Genomic DNA, 18635 nt, shown 5'->3' with positions numbered 1-18635 from the left:
AAGATACCCTAAGCAACCCCATATGAAGGCCTTAAGGAAACCAGCACGCCTACTGCAAAAACTGGTTTTATACATTAAACTATTGCGGCCGGGAGAACCTGATGCTTGCGACTATCGAAAAAGTAATATTTCTTCAAGAAGTGGATATTTTCAAATACACAGCCACCGAGGATTTAGCTTATATAGCGGCAATTACCGATGAAGTGGAACTGAAAGCGGATAAGACGATTTTCAAAGAAGGTGATTTTCCGGATGCCATGTATATTGTTATTGGGGATAAAATCAGGCTTTCCCGTGATGAGCATGAGGTGATGAAAGCGCGCCATAAGGATGTGTTCGGCACATGGGCTTTATTTGATGATGAAGCCAGAGTAGTTACTGCTGTTGTGATTAAGGACAGCCGGATATTGAGAATATATAGAGAAGACTTTATCGAGTTGTTGGCTGATAATGTGAGAATAACTCAGGGAATATTAAAAACGATGGTAAAAAGGCTGCATAGTTTGATGGCGCGAGTTGGTTTATAATAACTTTTACGAATGTCATAACGCGGCAAGAATCGCCTTGATAAAAGATGACGCTGCTTAATTTCCCTAAAGGGGCTTTATGATTGCGAGAACTGGAATATCACTTTTTCTATTCGCGCTCTCTATTAATATAAATGCATTAGGACAAACGCCAAGCTTTATAAACAATCAGTTCAATTTGAATCAGCAAAGCCGCCGGTTTATAAATAATAATCCGCATTGCTTTCAAAGCATTAATAAACCGAATGCGAAGGTTATATTATTTGATGATATCGCAAACGCTAACAAGAAACAAGGCGGCATATTTTCTGATATCTATAATGAAGGCAAATATTTTTATTCGGATGCCAAAGAGATATACACATCCCCATTGCGTATGAATCGCAAAATAGAGAAAATCTCGAATAATGCCCCTCTATCACACTTCCCTCTTGCGTATGAATCGCAAGGATGCTTATTGGTTTGGCGGTTTTCTTATAACCGCCGGTGTCATTTATATGTATGACCAGGCAATCTTAGACGATCTTCAGGAACGAACAAATGACGACTGGTATAAGCCATTTGCCGACTTGGGAAAAACATTAGACAAATACGGCAATACGCAGGATTGGCTTTACTATTATTTCGCGGGGCTTGGAGTTGGCTATAATTTTAGAATCAAGCCGCTTCAGACAATATCAGCGCAGATTCTTGAATCCTGGTGCATCGCCGGCGGCATAAAAAATATAGCGTCAAAAACAATCGGTAGAAATCTGCCCTCACGGAATAAGGGACCGAGATTTTTCAAATTCAACGATGGAGTTTCATTCTTTTCGGGGCATACCTCGAATATGTTCCAAATAGCGACTATAATCTCCCATCATGCTAACTTCTTGCCGGTAACAATCATCAGCTATACTATAGCCGCCAGTGTTGGTTTTAACCGAGTGCATGTTAATACTCACTGGCCCTCGGATGTATTATACGGAGTTGTTTACGGTACTGTTATAACAAAAGCGGTTTTAAAGATTCACGATAAAAGAAATATTGCTATCCAACCGGATTACAACTCCAAGCAAAGAACATTTGGTTTCAAAGCGATATATAGATTTTAGCGGATTTAGCCTCATATTTTACAGTTGAAATGTTTAAAATTGGCTAAAACAATTTACTTATCCTATCGATGAGTTTAGATATCATCACTTCTGGGATATAATGCAATAATCCGGTGTTTCACCATAATTGACTTACTATAATAATTTGATTTTTTTGACATTGCCGCTAAAATGAATCGTATAAATGCCGAATTATAGAATGAGGTAATGCTATGACTAAAAGTTCATCAAGAAAAGTGTTAATCGTCGATGACAATCCTAATATGTCTATATTGTTATCTGATATTCTTGAGATTTTTGAGTATAAAGGCAATTTAGCCGAAGATGGCCAGGATGCTTTAGATAAACTGAAACAAGGTGATTATGCAATGGTCTTTACCGATTTGAGGATGCCCAAAATGGATGGCATTGACCTATTAAAAGCTATTAAAAGCAATCATCCTAATTTGCCTGTAGTAATTATAACCGGTTATTCGGTTGGCGAAACTCAAAACCTTCTTGTATCTCAAAAAGCTGACGGTTTTTTAAATAAACCTTTTAAGGTTAATGAAATTAAAGACCTTTTGGAAAAAATACTGGGCTTTTCCGGATAAACAATTTCGCTCTTTCCCGATTATTAATTAATTCAATTTGTGTTATATAAATATTGCCTATTAGGTTTATTGTGCTTTTCTGCCGATTATTATCTTGCCAAAGACAATAGCTGCTAATATTTTTACAAATTGCCGTTAATATTATAAAATCTATTTGAATTATCATTAAGCTTATCTTATTATATATTGTTTTAATGATAGTCAGAGTTTGCAACTTTCAGGTTAAAATGCCGTAATCCAACAAGGAGTAGTTCTGGTTTCTAAATCGGAAGAGATTCTGATTAATAAAGCTTTAACTGGCGACCAGAAAGCCTACCGGATTCTGTTTGAGTCGCACCAACGGGCAATATTTCATATTATTGTCAAAATAGTGCGCAATGAAGAGGAAGCGCAGGATCTGGTCCAAGAAACCTTTATTAAAGCTTTTGGCTCTTTGAAATCATATAACCCAAGTTATCGGTTTACAACCTGGCTATATAAAATTGCCGCTAATTCATCGATTGACCACATTCGGAAAAGAAAAATACAAACTTTTTCTCTTGATCAGCCCATAAACACCAAAGATGGATATATTAGTATTGAAGTTGCCGATATGTCTTATCATCCCGAAAAGGATCTCTCAAACAAACAAAAGCGGATTTCTATAACCGAGGCAATAAACTCTCTGCCCGAAAAATATAAGCAGGTTATCGTAATGCGTCATCAAGAGGATAAAACATACGAGCAAATCGCTGAAATTCTTCACGTGCCGGTTGGAACAGTTAAAGCCCGTATATTTCGAGCCCGTGAGTTATTAAAGAAAAAATTGAAAGCGATAAGATAATTATGGAGGCTGCCATGAAAAACATTTTAGTTATCTTTTTAATTTTAACTGTAAGCTCTTCTGCCCAGTGGGAATTTGAAGAATCATCGATTAAATCAGCGGAGGCAATTAGAAATATTGTGATTGATTGCCCTGTTGGCATTATTGAAATTGAACAATCCTCTGATAATAATATATATGCTGATTTTAGAAAGACTTTCTATTGCGATGATGAAGGCGATGCCAAAGAGATGTCCGGAGAAATCATATTTGACTTTCAAGTTGATAATTCGACAGCGCAGGTTAATATAGAACTTCCTCGCCATAGCCGCAAACGCAGCATTTTTAAAAAGCTATTTAATGATACCGATAAAGATGGTCTTGATATAATGCTAAAAATTAAACTCCCGAAAGGGATTAACCTCGAAATACAAGCCGCCTCAGCGGATATATTTGTCTCGGATATTGATAATCAAACATTGATTAAAAGTGCTTCCTCGGATGTGGTATTAGAGAATATTACAGGCGATTGCGATATCAGGCTGGCTTCAGGCGATATCGAGGCGATGCGTATTTTTGGCAAATTTAATTTTTCCGGTTCGTCATCGGATTTCCAATTCGAAGATATTAAAGGCGATATGGATATTTCAACCTCATCGGGCGATGGTTTTATTGAAACGGCTAAAGGAAATCTGAAAGTATCAACCACTTCCGGGGATGTGAAACTATACAGCCTTGACGGCGATCTGTCATTTCAATCAACTTCCGGCGATTTGAAAAGCGAAGATATTTCCGGAGAAATAGACGCTAAATCCACATCCGGTTCTTTAAAGATGAGATTATTAAAGAACACAGAAGGCAGATTTAACTTAAATACTATTTCAGGCGATGTTTACCTTGAATTGCCTCAAACATTTGGCGGTGATTTAGTTATTGAAACCGTTTCCGGCAGCATTGAATCGCAATTGGACATGAAAACTAATGCCGTCTCAGATTCATATTTTAAAGGCAGAATTGGTAGCGGCTCAGGGAAAATTTATATTGAAACGGTTTCCGGTGATATTGCCATAGAAAGTTATTGATGTTTAAAAACATTCGGCAAATACTTCTCGTAATATTGTTTCTATCTTTATGTCTGGCAGCTGCCTATAGCGGTCCGCCTGACAAAGAAGATATTAATTATACCAATCCGATAATAGAATTGAAGAAAGACTCTTTAGATTTGTTGTCGGACTCACTATCTTATTTTAACAAATTTGATACGTTTGATAAATTTCAATTTGAATATTTTGATACTGCCAATATGCCGTCATTTCCTGAGATTATAATAGAAAGTGATGGGATTGTTAAGATTATGACCGACTCAGGTCTGGTTGTAATTGGTGTTGATGAATTAAACAGTATTTTATCCCAAAAGCTCCCGGAGGAAATTGACCTCGGCAGCCGCGAAATTACCAGTTGGGGGAAAAGCATAGTCATCGAAGAAGGCGAGCGTGTTCATGCAGATGTTGTGGTTGTCAGCGGAGATGCAACGATTAAAGGTTATGTTAATGGCGATGTTGTCGTTATTAATGGTAATATCTATGTCGCTTCTTCTGGTTATATCCATGGTGATGCTTTTACTATTGGAGGGCGAGTCAAAAAGGAAGAAGGCGCAAAAATTACCGGTTCCACTATTCCTTTTAGCGTAATATCCCTCAAGCATGATTATAATTCGGTTTATCAAGTTATTCAGTCCATATTATTGCTAGCAATAATAATAAATCTTATTCTATCCGTATTAGCGTTATCGGTTTTCCCCAGACCTCTTAATCGAATAACCAATAAACTTAGCGATCGTCCGTTTAAATCGTTTGCATTTGGCTATCTTTTCTATATCGGAGCTTTCCTGGCATGGCTATTGTTGCTTGTATCTGTAATCGGAATTCCACTTGCAGTTTTAGGCGAACCTGTTATTCTAATAATTCTATTAATAATTTCTCATATCGCAATTAATCAGATTATAGGCATCAGGGTTTTCAGGAAGAAAGGAATGTTTAGATCCTTCTGGTATGGCAATCTGGTTACGGCAGGGATCCCGCTTGTTTTACTTATTATCGGTTTAATAACCAATTCGCTGGTCTTTTTCATATTAAATATGACGTTGTTGGGATTTTTGTTATTTATTATTCTTCCGCTTGGTTTTGGAGCGGCATGCCTGGCACGTTTCGGGTTCCCGCCAAAGATTAATAAGGATGATCCAGCAGAACAGCAGATTTCCTTAGATAGCCGCCCGACCGAATAAAAGTAAAGTTAACTTTTGACGCTGAAGGAATATCGATACCATTCCCGCAGCAGGATGTTCACATGCATCAAATAGCTGTTAATTGATAATCGATAGTATTTGATCAATAAAACGAGCGAAAGGAAATAATTTAATTATGAAAAAAGTATTTGCAATGCTGGTTATCTTCGGTCTAATAGGGTTAACAACAAATCTTCAAGCAGACCCCTGGACCAAATCATTAGACACTGATTTTACTCTAACCCAAAACTCATATTCTGATAACTGGACTGGCGGCGAGGCGGGCAATATCAGCTGGGTTTGGAACGCTAACGGCATTTTCGAAAAACAATTTTACCCAAAATTCAAATTTAAAAACACATCAAAATTTTCATTTGGGCAGACTCATATCCAAGATAAAACTACAAAGAACTGGGCTAAACCGGAAAAATCGACAGACCTGATAGATATTGAGAACTTAGGGTTATTTACTCTTCAATCTTATGTTGATCCTTTTGTTGGCTTACGATTTGAGTCGCAATTCCTTGATGCTTCGGTTCCAAGCATCAACCGTTATTTATCTCCTGTCAAAATTACCGAATCGGCAGGCGCTGCAAGGCAATTTTACAAAACTGATAATATCGACCTTTTAAGCAGACTCGGTTTTGCTATCAGGCAGATTATCACTAAAAATATACTTGATGCTCAAGCTAAAACAACAGAAACAAAGACAACCAACGATGGCGGCATTGAATTTGTAGCCGACCTGAAAAAGACTTTGTCTGAGACGCTTAGTTATACTTCCAAGTTGTCATTATACAAAGCGTTATTCTTTTCGGAATCTGAAACGGTTGTGGAAGACCACTGGAAAGCGGTCGATATTAACTGGGAAAATCGGATATCTGCCTCAGTAGCAAAATATGTTGCGGTTTCTCTTTACATGCAGCTTTTATATGACAAAGAGATTTCATTTAAGGGACGCTTCAAACAAACCTTAGCGCTTGGATTAACATATAAGATGTTCTAAACAGAATTTTACATTATGAGCAGACTATTGATAAAGTTCGCCCCGACTAAAAAGTCGGGGCGATTAAGTCTTCATTAAAATTCTAACCACTTAATAGTTGGGATTTTCCAGCCCCGACTATTTCCATTGAAATAAATTCCAATTAGTCCTTATCAGACTTCCCCTCTAACCGATAAAGCAATCTTATACAAACCGGCAACCATCAGGAAGCCGATACCATAAATACCAAGAGAGATAAACAACTCCGGCCAAGTAGGCCAGTAATCAGCCACCACATGCAAAGGCGATGGCGTGAAGCCGGCGACAATCATTCCCAAACCTTTGTCAATCCATATCGAGACAAACACAGCCACACAGGCAATCCCGAGAGTTGTCGTATTATTGCGGCTTTTAGGTATTACTAAAAGCAATGCCGCAATAATCGCTAATATAGAAGATGCCCACATCCAGGGAACTAAAATTGTATTACCCTGCAAGCCTACAAAGAGGAATTTGAAATGATCTATATGCTCGGGGATATTGCTGTAAAAGGCAGTGAATATCTCCATCAGGATGAAAAAGATATTCGCCAGCATCGCGTATGTTGCAATTATAGCCAGTTTTTGCACAGCTTCTTTGCCAGCATCAAATTTGGTGTACTTTTTGAGGATAAAGCTGAACAGTATCAATAAAGCCGGACCAGCGGCAAACGCCGAGGCTAAAAATCGCGGCGCCAACACGGCAGTCATCCAAAATGGTCTGGCGGCTAAGCCGCAATAAAGAAAAGCCGTTACAGTATGAATACTAATTGCCCAGGGTATCGAGAGCAAGATAATCGGCTTCACCCATTTCGGCGGAGCTATGCCTTTGCGTTCGGCGCCCAGCATAGTCCAGCCAATTATCAAATTGAGCATCAAATACACTGATAATACAACCGAATCCCAGAATAATATCGAATTTAGAGACGGATGTAAGAACATATTCAACATACGAAACGGCTGACCTAAATCTACTACGACAAACAACATGCACATGGTTACCGATGAGATAGCCAAAAACTCACCTAGAATTGTAATTTTACCAAATACCTTGAAATCATGCAGGTAATAAGGCAGGACAACCATAACAGCCGAAGCCGCTACACCGACTAAAAATGTCAATTGAGCAATATAAAATCCCCAACTGACATCTCTACCCAAGCCGGTTATTGTTAAGCCGGTATGATACTGCTTGAGGTAGAAAAACAAACCCAACAGGATAAATCCGCTAAGTATGAATACTAAGCTCCAGTATTTTTTATCTCCATATAGCGCTTTCTCTAACATATCAACCTCACACTATGTAATAGACTTCAGGTTTAGTACCCAAGCCGGGTTTGCGTCTAATAGTAAAATTTGACCGGAGCAATTCACGAACTTCAGATTCGGGGTCTTCAAGGTCGCCGAATACAAGACATCCCTCGCTGCAAGCCTCAACACAGGCAGGCATCTGACCCTTGGCAAGACGTTCGGCGCAGAAATTGCATTTTTCGACAACGCCTCTCATTCTGGTTGGAAAATTAGGGTCTGTTTCCTTAATGAACGGCCGCGGGTCTCTCCAGTTGAAGCTTCGCGAACCGTACGGGCAAGCTACAAGACAATAGCGGCAGCCGATGCATCTGTGCATGTCCATCATAACAATGCCGTCATCTCTTTGCCAGGTAGCCTGAGTTGGGCAAACTCTAACGCAGGGCGCATTATCGCAATGATTGCAAAAAAGCAATGTCTCGCTGTGTTTCACTTCCTCACTGATATACTCATGTTCCTGTTCGGTGAAAGCATGTTCGAAACGGTCTTTCCATATCCACTTGACTTCATCTTTGGGGTTACCGAAATCAGGCACATTATGAACATTATGACAGGCATCGATGCAGTCATGACAGCCCTCTTTTTGACGGCATTTTTTCAAATTGACAACCATCGCCCACCTCTTGCCAACAATCGGCTTTAATGGCTCGGAGCTAACCGGCAGCTCATCATCGGCAAGAACATCAATGGGATTTCTGCCAAGAATACCGGCGACAGTGGTCAATCCGGCGTATTTTATAAACTTTCTTCTGCCAATACCCATATCCTTACTCCTTTGACTCGATGTGGCAATCCCAGCAATAGGGGTCAACATCCATGTAATTATGGCATTGATCGCAAAATTCTGCTTTGTTTGAATGACAATCCAAGCAGGTATTCGAAAGACTCATTTCATATTGTTTGCCATCCAGCATTATATATCTTTCCTTCCCGCGAACGACTTTATCGCGCCATTCATCAAGCAGGTTCATATGGTTAGCGCGCATATAATCAGTCGGCGCTACACATTGTTTGGCATCGGTAATTATTTTCAAATCGGGCGCAGAGGTCGGATTACCGCTTACGGCATTATACCATATAGGAAAGGTAATCAGGATGAGAAAGATAATTAATCCGATAATTATTTTACCAGCATTATACATCTTTTTTACTCTCCTTTCCTACGAACGGTTCGCCTCTTAAGTCGGTAGTTCTTTTTTCTCCTTTCATGACCAAAGCGTTGCCGACCAACTCGTGAATACCGCCGACTTCAGTGCCGGGAACCCAGTAATCAAGCAAGGTGGGCAGAGTGGCTTTGTCAATCGCGCAGATGCAGAGCAGTATATTGACGCCGTATTTTTCTTTCACATACTTAACAGCATTAGCTCTTGGAAGCCCGCCGCGGAGTCTCATTTCAAGGTTTTCATCGGTGCCAAGTCCGGCGCCGCTGCCGCAGCAAAATGTTTGCTCTCTAATTGTATTTTCCGGCATCTCATGGAATTTATTTGAAACAGCATTGATGATGTATCGCGGTTCCTCCAAAAGCCCCATCGCTCGCGCCGGATTGCATGAATCGTGATATGTCGGCGTCCACTGGTCGTTGCGGCTGGGATCCAGCTTGATTTTGCCGTTCTTGATTAAATCAGCGGTGAATTCGCAGATATGAACCATTTTGGTCGCTTTAGTATTTTCAAACCGAGTTTTCGTTATAGGCGACACCGGTACCTCAAGAAAATCGGCTGGCCCGTTTAATGAATCCATATATTGATGCACCACTCGCCACATATGGCCGCACTCGCCGCCGAGAACCCACTTTACGCCAAGCCTTTTAGCTTCCATATAGATTTTTGAATTCAATCTTTTCATCGTTTCCTGCGAATGGAACAGGCCAAAATTGCCGCCCTCGGAGGCATAAGAACTCCAGGTATAATCCAATCCGATTTCGTGAAACAAAGCAAGGTAGCCAAGCAATGTATAATAATGAGGCGAGGCAAAGTAGTCGGCGGAAGGAGCTATGAATAATATCTCGGCGCCTTTTTTATTTATGGGAGCCTCAACCTTAATTCCGGTCAGCTCCTCCAACTCATCAACGGCGAACTCAATACTATCAGCAAATCCATGCGGCTGGATGCCAAGATGGTTGCCGGTTCGCAGGCAGTTAGCCGCCGGAGTTATAATCCAGTCGATATTCAATCCGATTAGATTCAATAGCTCGCGAACCATCATAGTGATCTCGGCGGTATCGATGCCGTAAGGGCAAAATACCGAACATCGGCGGCACTCGGTGCATTGGTAGAAATAGTAGAACCATTCTTTCAGCACATCAAGTGTCAGTTCTCTGCCGCCGGCTATTTTGCCCATAATTTTTCCAGCGGCCGTAAAATTATTCCTATAGACTGATCTTAGAAGCTCGGCGCGAAGCACCGGCATATTTTTGGGATCGCCGGAACCGATGTAGTAATGACATTTATCAGCGCAGGCTCCGCATCTTACACAAACATCCATAAAGATCTTTAATGACCGATACCTGTCGAGACGCTCTTTTAATCCCTTAAGAATTATCTCTTTCCAATTTTCCGGAACCGGCCATTCTTTTTCGGGGGCATACCATTTGCCCGGATTGTATAAACCGAGATAATCTAAATTATCCGGCAAGGCCGAGTAATTATAAGTGCCTTTCTTGAATTCGACAGAGGGATCTGACCATTTTTTCTTGGGCGGTTTATAGTCAACTTGCGCCAGCTCTTCAGGCTTTTTTTTGTCTTCTGACATATTATGATTCCTTCTCCAATGGTAAGCCAGCGGCTTTCATTACATCCCTGAATTCGTCTTCGTATTCCTCGTAGGTATGCACATTTACAGGGTAATCCCAAGGGTTGACATGTCTTTTCATGCGGTTGTTGTTAGCTAAATTTCTGGTAGGACTTAAGAAAACTCCGCCTAAATGCATCAGTTTGCTGAACGGGAAATAAATGAGCAGTACGCTGACAAGAAACAGGTGTACGAAAAATGTTAAGCCTATACCCTCCGGAACAACCGGACTAAATGTTGCCAGACCTAACGCTAATTCCTTGATGCCCACGATATCGGTTTTAGTAAAATATCTCATTAAGACGCCGGTAGTTGCGATGCTAATAATCAGCAGAAGCGGAAAATAATCAGCCGGCAGTGAGATATAGCGAAGCCTTGGGCCGAAGCGGCGCAAGATGAGAAATGTTAACGCTGAAAGAATTGCAATATCAGTTAATAGGATTTCCGGTAATCCTACTTGAAAAAAGCCGTCAAGGTGCTCAATCATTGTTATATAATAGGGGACAGGCTCAATGAAAAACCGCAGGTGTCTGATTAAAATAATCAGAAAGCTCCAGTGGAATGCAAGCCCTCCTAACCAGAGCCATTTGTTGGAGCCATATACTATTTGCGGGCCGGGTTTTATTTCGGTTTTAGTGTTTCTGAAAAGCGAACGGAAAAAGAGTATCTCGAGAGCCATTCTGCCAATCACGCCAAGAGTTGTATGCGGGCTTTCAAGTTTGCTCGATTTAATCCAGCTTAATGTCTTTTGTTGTCCGCATGTTGTTGGTATGCGAAAGGGAACTGGCGATTTCGACCAAATGATGATGCGGTAAACAAAGCCGACAATAAATATTAAAAACGCAGCATAGGGAATAACAACTCCAAAGAGATAATCAAGCCCAATTGCGCCAACCCCCGCCATTGCCAGCAAAATAAGAATTATTACAGCGGCAAGCGATAGAAATACATTCATATTATGGTTCCTCCCCACAAAGCAGAAAAAGACATATTATTATTCCTCTAACTGTTCCGGATTGCCGGAGTTTAAATTTACTTTCTCTAAAAGCTTGGCTACTTTCCTTCTCGATTCATTCAATCGAATCTGGTAAATTTTTTCTTTACATCTCATATATACATCAAAAGAGCAAAGGGCAAGCTTGTCTATTCTCGATTCGAATTCAAGTAGTTCATTATAGATATTTTCTTCATGAATATGTTCTGCAGCGAAATCACGGATAACTCTTTTGAGCAGGTAAACAAAATTAATAGCCTGCGAAGGTGAATAGTCTTGTACTGTTCGTATCTTTATAATATTATCAAGCGCTAAATAAAGCTTTTCATCGTTGTTTATACCGTCAAGAAGCACGCCATACAGCGATTCCGTTTCTTTGGAAATCGTATAACCGACAGGATTCCCGAACTGATTCTTGTCCCGCTTGAAGAAATCATGCGAATTTTCCGGGTATGTTTCAATAATTGAATCGAACCATCTTTTTATTATTTCGGATTTATTTTGCTCTAAGAAGTTTTTTAGCATAATAATTAAAATCGATAACGTCCATAATTTATAGATAAAATAAAAGGCTCGGAAAAATCAATATTTCCCCGAGCCTATCGATTGCATTTTTTATACGCAGCCAGTCGGTTTAGCTAAACCAGCGACTTTGCAGGCGCCTTTAGCCGGTCCTGACGGGAACAGTTCGTAAACTTTCTTTAAAGGAAAGCCTGTCTCTTTGCATAACTTACGAATCATCGGCGCAATCCCGAATTTCAGGTAATACTCTCTAAGGTAATTAACTAACTTCCAATGTTCTTCGGTCATATTATCAACGGCTTCGGTAGTTGCTAAAGCTATTGCAACATCCTCAGTCCACTGATCGGGTTCCAACATGAATCCGTCTTCATCGACATCAATTTTAATGTCGCCATGTTCAAAAATTGCCATTTTGACTCCTCTGTTTTAAATTTATTTCCTACATCAATTTTTTATTATTGGTACTTAATGCATCTCTATATAGCCGCAAGGACAGTTCTCGGCGCACTTCTTGCAGCCATTGCAAAATTCCATTTTAAATTTATATTCCTCGCCTCGAATAAGGGGCTTGATTATCGCGTTATCCTGGCAGAAGCTCCAGCAAGTACCGCAATCAAAACACATACCGCAGCTCATACAACGCATCGATTCTCCAACAGCCTCATCCTTGCTCCAAGTGCTGGTAATTTCAGCAGTAAGGCTTTTGAGCGCATCCTCAACCGCTATTTCCTTGATTGGAGTACGCTGTTTTTCCTCGTAATAGCCATGAGCCATTTTATCCATCCGGATAGTATCCATCTTTGGCATTACCGGTACTGCCTCGCCGCTAAGCATCTCATGGATACGACCAGCAGCCATCCGGCCATGAAAAATAGCGTCAATTGCCAATCCCAGATTGATATTGTCGCCGCCGGAATAGGTAGCGTCGATTTTCGTTTTGAATTTATCGTCAACTTTAATCCAGTCTTTTCCCTCGATAAGACTACCGAAGCCGTTGAAATCAGGTTCCTGACTGATAGCGGCAATTAAAGCGGAAAACTCGAGGTCATAAGTATCGCCTTCAATAGGCATGGGGCGGCGTCTGCCGGAGTCATCCGGTTCGCCGAGTTCCATCTTCTGACATTTCATCCCGATAGCCTTACCATCTTTAGTATAGATTTCAATTGGTGCGGCTAATAAATCGATTCTAACGCCTTCTTTTTCGGCGCCGTCAATTTCCTCATCGATTGCCGGCATTTCTTTTCTCGTGCGGCGATAGAGAATAGTAGCATTTGCGCCCAAGCGACGGGCGATTCTGGCAGCATCAATAGCGGTGTCGCCGCCGCCGATGACAACCACATTATCGCCAACCTCAACGCTTTCGCCGGCATTTACTCTATGCAGAAAATCGGTGCCGGTAAATACGTTCGGGGCATCCTCGCCCTCAATTCTCAAGTTTTTGCCCTTATGAGCGCCAAGAGCGACAAAAATAGCCTTGTATTCTTTTTGCAGGTCTTCATAGGGAATATCTTTGCCAACCGTTGTGTTGGTCTTTATCTCAACTCCCATATCCTGAATGCGCTTGATTTCGGCATCAAGGATATTTTGAGGAAGACGGTAATCGGGTATGCCGTAGCGAAGCATGCCGCCTGTTTTCGGAAATGCCTCAAAAACCGTAACCGGATAACCGCGGCGAGCAAGCTGATAGGCGCATGACATGCCGCCCGGACCGGAACCGATAATAGCAATTTTTTCTGATCTTTTTTTCTCGGTCAGCATGATAGGCGCCAGTTTGTTTTCAAGACCATAGTCGCCAAGGAATCGCTCGAAGCTATTGATGCCTAAAGCGCCTTCTTTCTCATTACGGTTGCATTCGGTTTCACACGGATGCGGGCAAACTCTGCCGCAAACCGAAGGGAAGGGGGTCGTTTCGAGAAAAGTATAAAAAGCTTCTTTAATTTGCTCATCAACGTCTTTACCGAATTCCTCGGCTCTCGAAACAGCCATCAGGGCTTTTCTTATATGGTTATGATTGGGACAGCCAACACTGCCGCAGGGCGATTTCTTGGGAACAAATTTTGGTCGAAGCGATGATGTTTCAACCGCTGAACCTCCGGAACTTCTTAAAGACCGCAATCCCTTTTTTTTCTTTTTAACTTTTTTTACCATGTCGTTACTCGCTTGTTGAAATTTATCTGAGCCGGATTTCTTTAGTCGGATTGAGTCGATAATTGCGGCCTAATCATCAGCCTGAATATTATCTGTAATTGAAATCGGTTTTATCTATCCAACTTTATCAATTTTATTTATTTCTCCTTAGCTATTTCCATATTTTATCCGCAATAACTGATATTTTGAACAGCGCAAGCTGAATTCAAATTATTAGAACAGTTATTTCCCTTTGAATAATTACTATTCCACGAATTACTTCTGTTCGAACGCTTTTCCTTATACTGCAAAGCATTTTCAATTAAGTTCTCAGCCCATTTTTCATTTCCGGCAGCATGAATATGCGTATAGCAGGCAAGAGTATTGTTATATACAAGTCCGTCCCGCTGTTTGCCTATTCCATATCCGGTCAAAACATCCATGCAGCTGACGATACTATCAATAGGATTATCCAACTGGTTTGCAGCCAGACCGGAATAATGGAACTCGTGCCCTTTAATAGTGGAACCTGTTTCAAAATAAGGGTTATCATAATCGATTTTAATTGATGTGTAGCCATGACCTACAGGCTTGGGATTTATTTTCAGGTCAATAGGGAAAACCCCTGCCATAAGGAATAATTTGCCATCATATTTAAGCGACCGCGACAGATAAATCAAACCGCCGCATTCGGCATATATCGGCATCCCGGAAACAGCCGCTTTCCTGACAGACTCCATCATCGACTTGTTACCGGCTAATAACTGCGCTTGTGTTTCGGGAAAGCCGCCGCCGATATAGAGAGCGTCTATATCAGGCAACGATTTGTCATTTAGTGATGATATTGCCGTAAGTTCTGCACCGCTTGCCTCTAAGGCTTCAAGATTTTCGGGATAATAAAATGTAAATACAGAATCTTTAAAATAACCGATTTTTACAATCTTTTCATTATTATTGGTTTTTGATTCAACCTGCCTGCTAGCGGGCGCGGCTGCTGCATCTAAAATTTCAGCATTATTGGCAATTTCAATTAATTTTCCTATATTAAGATATTTCTCAGCTATTTCTAACAATATACTATTTAGCTTTAAATTGTTTTCGCACTCTTGCGGAGTAACCAACCCAAGATGACGGCCGGGAATAATTGTCGAGTTTTTATCCAATTTTGGTATAGAACCCAAAACCGGCAAGCCGCAGTATTTTTCAATTGATTGGGTTATTATCTTTTTATGTCTTTCGCCGGCAATTCTGTTTAAAACTATGCCGGCAATTACGATATCTGGGTCGAAATCAATGCACCCTTTCACAAGGGCGGCAATAGTCCGAGTAGATTTGGTAGCGTCAACTACCAAAATAATGGGGGCTCGCAGAAGTTTTGCGAGCCCCGCAGTACTGTGAGTGCCGGAAACGTCTTTGCCATCAAAGATACCGCGGTTTCCTTCGATGATAGATATATCTTTGCCGGCATTGCCGGTAAAGATATTATAAACATCGTCTGGTTCAACAAGATATGTGTCCAGATTGCGGCATTGGGTTTTTGAAATAATTGACAGCCAAGCTGAATCGATATAATCAGGTCCTTTTTTGAACACAGAAATATCCACCCCCTTTTGACTTAAGGCAGTCAAAAGGCTTAAACTGACGATTGTTTTTCCCGAATCGCCGGATAGACCGGCAATTAAAAGCCGCGGTAGTTTAGCAACCATAGAAACAAAACCTGGAGCGCCAAATTCTAATCGTTGGCGGCGCCCTCCTTATGCGGTATTTCAATGAAGCTGCCGCCGAAATATGTGTAAACACATCTTCCGGAGTTAATCAATTGCTTGATACCCTCTTTACACAGCTTCTTATCGACCCCTTCGGATTCATAAAGCTGAATCATAGCTTTAGAAAGGTCGTTTGGTTTTAATTTCTTCATACCAGTGGCTTGCTTAACCATGTCATACATGGCATCTGCTATTTCTTCGGCGGTTTTGGCCATATTAGAATCCTCTAAAAAGTTAAATGAGTTGACCGTTTATATGTTAAACCGGCATGTTTGAAATCATCGATATGTTCTTTCTGGAACTTGATGCCAGACATTCTAAAGAATTTAGGCCAGCCAATACGTTCAATCCACTCGCCCATTCTCTCGTATTTCTTGGCGTTCTTAGCCCATAATTCCACCAGATTCCTGATAGCGCTGGTAACTTCCGGCCAACGCGGCGGATTATTCGGTATAAATGGAATTGCCAGCTTTGAGAACATTGGCTCATGACGAGCATTAGATACCTTGCCGCCAACCCAAATCGAAACACCGTCATTAAGCGGGTCGTTAAGAGTCATAGCCGGACATACCGTAAAGCAGTTGGCGCAGAACATGCATTGGTCTTCGTCAACCTCAACCGATGCATAACCATCTACTGTTGCTGGCCTGATAGCCGCAGTCGGGCAGGAAGCGGATACGTTTGGAATCTCGCAAACCTTTTTAAGGTTGGCATGATCGATTTTCGGCGGACGTCTGTGGATGCCAAGAATAGCGATATCGGAGCAATGAACCGCGCCGCACATATTCAAACAACAAGCCAAAGCAATCCTGAGCTTGCCGGGAAGTTTTCTTTCTTTAAAGTATTCAATTAGATCATCCATCACAGCCTTAACAATACCGGAAGCATCTGTAGCCGCAGAGTGACAATGAACCCAGCCTTGGGTATGAACGATGGAGGTAATAGCATTACCGATACCACCGACCGGATGTCCCATTTCCTCAAGGTCTTTAATCAGCGGTTCAATATTTTTCTCATCGCCGAATAAAAACTCAATGTTATGACGGCTGGTAAATCTTACATATCCGCCGCAATATTTGTCGGCAAGGTCGCAGTACATGCGAATTTTTTGGACGCTTATAAGTCTGCCGGAAGCCGCCCGGACGGTATAAAGCTTAGCGCCTGTTTCAGATACATGAACCATTACGCCAGGCTTGATGATTTCGTGATATTCCCATTTGCCGTAATTTTCTTTAACAATCGGCGGCAAAAATTGTTCGTAATGCGGAGGACCGTAGTCAGTCCGCCTATCTTTCATTACATCAGCCATATTTATTCCTCAATTTCTAAAATTTCATGTTTAAAATTACTCGTTATCTTCCTCTTCATCATCATCCTCGAAATACTCTTCAAAGAAGATATACGGGTTTTCACGAGGGTGAGCGACCATTTCTGCTATCGGTTCGAGTTCAACAGCTTCCAGGAAGTTGCCCATACCGACGCGTTGGATGAATTCGCCGACTCTTTCGCGGTTCTTGCCTTCATCACCCCAAACATCCCATATTCTTTCTACCAAATCTTTAATTTCCTGGTAAGGCGGTTCCATTTTAATAAATGGAATCATCACCGATGAGAGCAAAGCGCCTTCAATAATCGGAGCCTTGGCGCCAAGCAGAATAGTTGCGCCGCGGTCTTTGCCGGGTCTTAAAGCCTTAGGCATAACATTAATACAATGCATGCAGTGCCGGCAATAACTGTTTTCAATATTCAGTTCCTTGCCGTCCCATTCCATACATTTGGCCGGACAATTATCGACAACATCCGACTTTATATCCATACCATTTTCGGCATATTCCAAAACGGCATCTTTGTCTACCTGAATATTATCCCGCCAGTTGCCGATAATAGACATATCCGACCTGGCTATTGAGGCAACGCAGTCGTTGGGACATCCGGAAAATTTGAATTTGAATTTGTAGGGGAAAGCAGGACGGTGTAATTCATCCTGAAAAGTCATGGTGAAATCATGGCAGGCTGCCATTGTGTCATAGCAAGCCCATTCGCACCTTGACATGCCGCAGCAACAGCTTGGAGTTCTTAAGTCAGAACCGGAACCGCCGATATCGAAATCCATTTTTTGCAGGTCTGAAAAAACCGGTTCAAGCTGGTCGGTTGTTGTACCCAGTAAAATCAGGTCGCCAGTTGAACCATGAAGATTAGTTAATCCTGAGCCGCGTTTTTCCCAGATATCACAAATCTTGCGCAGAGCTTCGGTTGTATAATACCATCCAGCTGGTTGGTTAATACGCAAAGTGTGAAAATGCGAAATATTGGGGTATTTGTCCGGCAAATCTGAATAACGGCCAATAACACCACCGCCATAACCCAAGACACCTACAATACCGCCATGCTTCCAATGGCCAATTTTCTCTTCATATGACTGCTCGAGTTGGCCAAGAAGGTCTTTACACATAGGATTGTCCTTAGCGGCCATCTTGATCTCTCTGACGAAACTTGGCCATTCGCCCTTTTCAAGCTCATCAAGTAATGGGGTTTTCGGAATTTTGTCTGCCATTGCATCTCCTTAAATTAGATAGGGGTTTATCGCTTATTCATTTTTTAAACTTCTCTAAAATCAGATGTTAGTGTCAATAAAATTATGTTGTTTGACATCACCTGTTTTTCTTGTTCCTCTTTAAAGAATTATTCCCATAAAAATTCACACAATCCACCAATTATATTTAAGATAATTAGGTACTAAATTTTTCCTTTAGAGTCAAGGAAAATGTGAAATTTTTCATTAACTTTCATTGTTAGAAAAGAATA

19 protein-coding genes are annotated in these 18635 nt (G+C 41.2%); 7 read left to right on the top strand and 12 right to left on the bottom strand.

What is annotated here, in order from left to right; all coding sequences use genetic code 11:
• The first annotated feature begins 101 nt into the window (after positions 1 to 101).
• From J7K40_15365 to J7K40_15335, 7 genes are all read left to right on the top strand, one after another.
• Positions 102 to 527 carry a Crp/Fnr family transcriptional regulator gene (locus tag J7K40_15365; GenBank protein MCD6163776.1) on the top strand — a complete coding sequence of 142 codons (426 nt, stop codon included), beginning with the start codon at positions 102 to 104 and terminating at the stop codon, positions 525 to 527.
• Positions 528 to 964: 437 nt separating this feature from the next.
• Complete coding sequence (locus tag J7K40_15360; protein ID MCD6163775.1) at positions 965 to 1621, top strand: phosphatase PAP2 family protein; 657 nt, start codon at positions 965 to 967, stop codon at positions 1619 to 1621.
• A 212-nt stretch (positions 1622 to 1833) separates the two neighbouring features.
• A complete protein-coding gene (locus tag J7K40_15355; protein ID MCD6163774.1) occupies positions 1834 to 2214 on the top strand; it encodes a response regulator in 381 nt (126 codons plus the stop codon).
• Positions 2215 to 2449: 235 nt separating this feature from the next.
• The gene (locus J7K40_15350) at positions 2450 to 3037 is read left to right on the top strand and encodes a sigma-70 family RNA polymerase sigma factor (GenBank protein ID MCD6163773.1); all 588 of its coding nucleotides are present in this window, start codon (positions 2450 to 2452) and stop codon (positions 3035 to 3037) included.
• 14 nt (positions 3038 to 3051) lie between these two features.
• Positions 3052 to 4098 carry a DUF4097 family beta strand repeat protein gene (locus tag J7K40_15345; GenBank protein ID MCD6163772.1) on the top strand — a complete coding sequence of 349 codons (1047 nt, stop codon included), beginning with the start codon at positions 3052 to 3054 and terminating at the stop codon, positions 4096 to 4098.
• Complete coding sequence (locus J7K40_15340) at positions 4098 to 5300, top strand: polymer-forming cytoskeletal protein (protein MCD6163771.1); 1203 nt, start codon at positions 4098 to 4100, stop codon at positions 5298 to 5300. Before J7K40_15345 ends, J7K40_15340 begins: the two co-directional genes overlap by 1 nt.
• A 136-nt stretch (positions 5301 to 5436) precedes the next feature.
• On the top strand, positions 5437 to 6306 hold the full coding sequence (locus tag J7K40_15335; GenBank protein ID MCD6163770.1) for a DUF3078 domain-containing protein: 870 nt from the start codon (positions 5437 to 5439) through the stop codon (positions 6304 to 6306).
• Between the two features lie 152 nt (positions 6307 to 6458).
• Here J7K40_15335 and nrfD read toward each other — a convergent pair whose 3' ends face one another.
• From nrfD to dsrA, 12 genes are all read right to left on the bottom strand, one after another.
• Positions 6459 to 7610 (bottom strand): polysulfide reductase NrfD, encoded by a 1152-nt coding sequence (gene nrfD, locus J7K40_15330; GenBank protein MCD6163769.1) that lies wholly within the window; start codon positions 7608 to 7610, stop codon positions 6459 to 6461.
• A 7-nt stretch (positions 7611 to 7617) separates the two neighbouring features.
• Positions 7618 to 8394 carry a 4Fe-4S dicluster domain-containing protein gene (locus tag J7K40_15325; protein ID MCD6163768.1) on the bottom strand — a complete coding sequence of 259 codons (777 nt, stop codon included), beginning with the start codon at positions 8392 to 8394 and terminating at the stop codon, positions 7618 to 7620.
• Positions 8395 to 8398: 4 nt separating this feature from the next.
• The gene (dsrJ, locus tag J7K40_15320; GenBank protein MCD6163767.1) at positions 8399 to 8773 is read right to left on the bottom strand and encodes a sulfate reduction electron transfer complex DsrMKJOP subunit DsrJ; all 375 of its coding nucleotides are present in this window, start codon (positions 8771 to 8773) and stop codon (positions 8399 to 8401) included.
• Positions 8766 to 10382 (bottom strand): (Fe-S)-binding protein, encoded by a 1617-nt coding sequence (locus tag J7K40_15315; protein MCD6163766.1) that lies wholly within the window; start codon positions 10380 to 10382, stop codon positions 8766 to 8768. The genes dsrJ and J7K40_15315 overlap by 8 nt, the downstream gene beginning before the upstream one ends.
• Position 10383: 1 nt before the next feature.
• Complete coding sequence (dsrM, locus tag J7K40_15310; protein MCD6163765.1) at positions 10384 to 11376, bottom strand: sulfate reduction electron transfer complex DsrMKJOP subunit DsrM; 993 nt, start codon at positions 11374 to 11376, stop codon at positions 10384 to 10386.
• Positions 11377 to 11415: 39 nt separating this feature from the next.
• The gene (locus tag J7K40_15305) at positions 11416 to 11940 is read right to left on the bottom strand and encodes an RsbRD N-terminal domain-containing protein (GenBank protein MCD6163764.1); all 525 of its coding nucleotides are present in this window, start codon (positions 11938 to 11940) and stop codon (positions 11416 to 11418) included.
• 90 nt (positions 11941 to 12030) lie between these two features.
• A complete protein-coding gene (locus J7K40_15300; protein MCD6163763.1) occupies positions 12031 to 12348 on the bottom strand; it encodes a TusE/DsrC/DsvC family sulfur relay protein in 318 nt (105 codons plus the stop codon).
• A gap of 54 nt (positions 12349 to 12402) precedes the next feature.
• On the bottom strand, positions 12403 to 14085 hold the full coding sequence (locus tag J7K40_15295; protein ID MCD6163762.1) for an FAD-dependent oxidoreductase: 1683 nt from the start codon (positions 14083 to 14085) through the stop codon (positions 12403 to 12405).
• Between the two features lie 164 nt (positions 14086 to 14249).
• A complete protein-coding gene (locus J7K40_15290) occupies positions 14250 to 15770 on the bottom strand; it encodes a cobyrinate a,c-diamide synthase (protein ID MCD6163761.1) in 1521 nt (506 codons plus the stop codon).
• A gap of 26 nt (positions 15771 to 15796) precedes the next feature.
• Entirely contained in the window at positions 15797 to 16045 is a 249-nt protein-coding gene (locus J7K40_15285; protein MCD6163760.1) for a hypothetical protein, read from the bottom strand.
• Between the two features lie 11 nt (positions 16046 to 16056).
• Positions 16057 to 17127, bottom strand: coding sequence for a dissimilatory-type sulfite reductase subunit beta (gene dsrB, locus J7K40_15280; GenBank protein MCD6163759.1), 1071 nt, complete (start codon positions 17125 to 17127; stop codon positions 16057 to 16059).
• A gap of 48 nt (positions 17128 to 17175) precedes the next feature.
• Positions 17176 to 18384, bottom strand: coding sequence for a dissimilatory-type sulfite reductase subunit alpha (gene dsrA / locus J7K40_15275; protein ID MCD6163758.1), 1209 nt, complete (start codon positions 18382 to 18384; stop codon positions 17176 to 17178).
• Positions 18385 to 18635 lie beyond the last annotated feature (251 nt).

Source organism: Candidatus Zixiibacteriota bacterium (assembly GCA_021159005.1).
Classification (GTDB): Bacteria; Zixibacteria; MSB-5A5; order UBA10806; family 4484-95; genus JAGGSN01.
This window is presented reverse-complemented; position numbering and strand designations above follow the sequence as displayed.

Coding starts and splice junctions, on each gene's coding strand:
- J7K40_15365 (MCD6163776.1), top strand. CDS start 102: ATGCTTGCGACTATCGAAAAAGTAATATTTCTTCAAGAAGTGGATATT.
- J7K40_15360 (MCD6163775.1), top strand. CDS start 965: ATGAATCGCAAGGATGCTTATTGGTTTGGCGGTTTTCTTATAACCGCC.
- J7K40_15355 (MCD6163774.1), top strand. CDS start 1,834: ATGACTAAAAGTTCATCAAGAAAAGTGTTAATCGTCGATGACAATCCT.
- J7K40_15345 (MCD6163772.1), top strand. CDS start 3,052: ATGAAAAACATTTTAGTTATCTTTTTAATTTTAACTGTAAGCTCTTCT.
- J7K40_15340 (MCD6163771.1), top strand. CDS start 4,098: ATGTTTAAAAACATTCGGCAAATACTTCTCGTAATATTGTTTCTATCT.
- J7K40_15335 (MCD6163770.1), top strand. CDS start 5,437: ATGAAAAAAGTATTTGCAATGCTGGTTATCTTCGGTCTAATAGGGTTA.
- nrfD (MCD6163769.1), bottom strand. CDS start 7,610: ATGTTAGAGAAAGCGCTATATGGAGATAAAAAATACTGGAGCTTAGTA.
- J7K40_15325 (MCD6163768.1), bottom strand. CDS start 8,394: ATGGGTATTGGCAGAAGAAAGTTTATAAAATACGCCGGATTGACCACT.
- dsrJ (MCD6163767.1), bottom strand. CDS start 8,773: ATGTATAATGCTGGTAAAATAATTATCGGATTAATTATCTTTCTCATC.
- J7K40_15315 (MCD6163766.1), bottom strand. CDS start 10,382: ATGTCAGAAGACAAAAAAAAGCCTGAAGAGCTGGCGCAAGTTGACTAT.
- dsrM (MCD6163765.1), bottom strand. CDS start 11,376: ATGAATGTATTTCTATCGCTTGCCGCTGTAATAATTCTTATTTTGCTG.
- J7K40_15305 (MCD6163764.1), bottom strand. CDS start 11,940: ATGCTAAAAAACTTCTTAGAGCAAAATAAATCCGAAATAATAAAAAGA.
- J7K40_15300 (MCD6163763.1), bottom strand. CDS start 12,348: ATGGCAATTTTTGAACATGGCGACATTAAAATTGATGTCGATGAAGAC.
- J7K40_15295 (MCD6163762.1), bottom strand. CDS start 14,085: ATGGTAAAAAAAGTTAAAAAGAAAAAAAAGGGATTGCGGTCTTTAAGA.
- J7K40_15290 (MCD6163761.1), bottom strand. CDS start 15,770: ATGGTTGCTAAACTACCGCGGCTTTTAATTGCCGGTCTATCCGGCGAT.
- J7K40_15285 (MCD6163760.1), bottom strand. CDS start 16,045: ATGGCCAAAACCGCCGAAGAAATAGCAGATGCCATGTATGACATGGTT.
- dsrB (MCD6163759.1), bottom strand. CDS start 17,127: ATGAAAGATAGGCGGACTGACTACGGTCCTCCGCATTACGAACAATTT.
- dsrA (MCD6163758.1), bottom strand. CDS start 18,384: ATGGCAGACAAAATTCCGAAAACCCCATTACTTGATGAGCTTGAAAAG.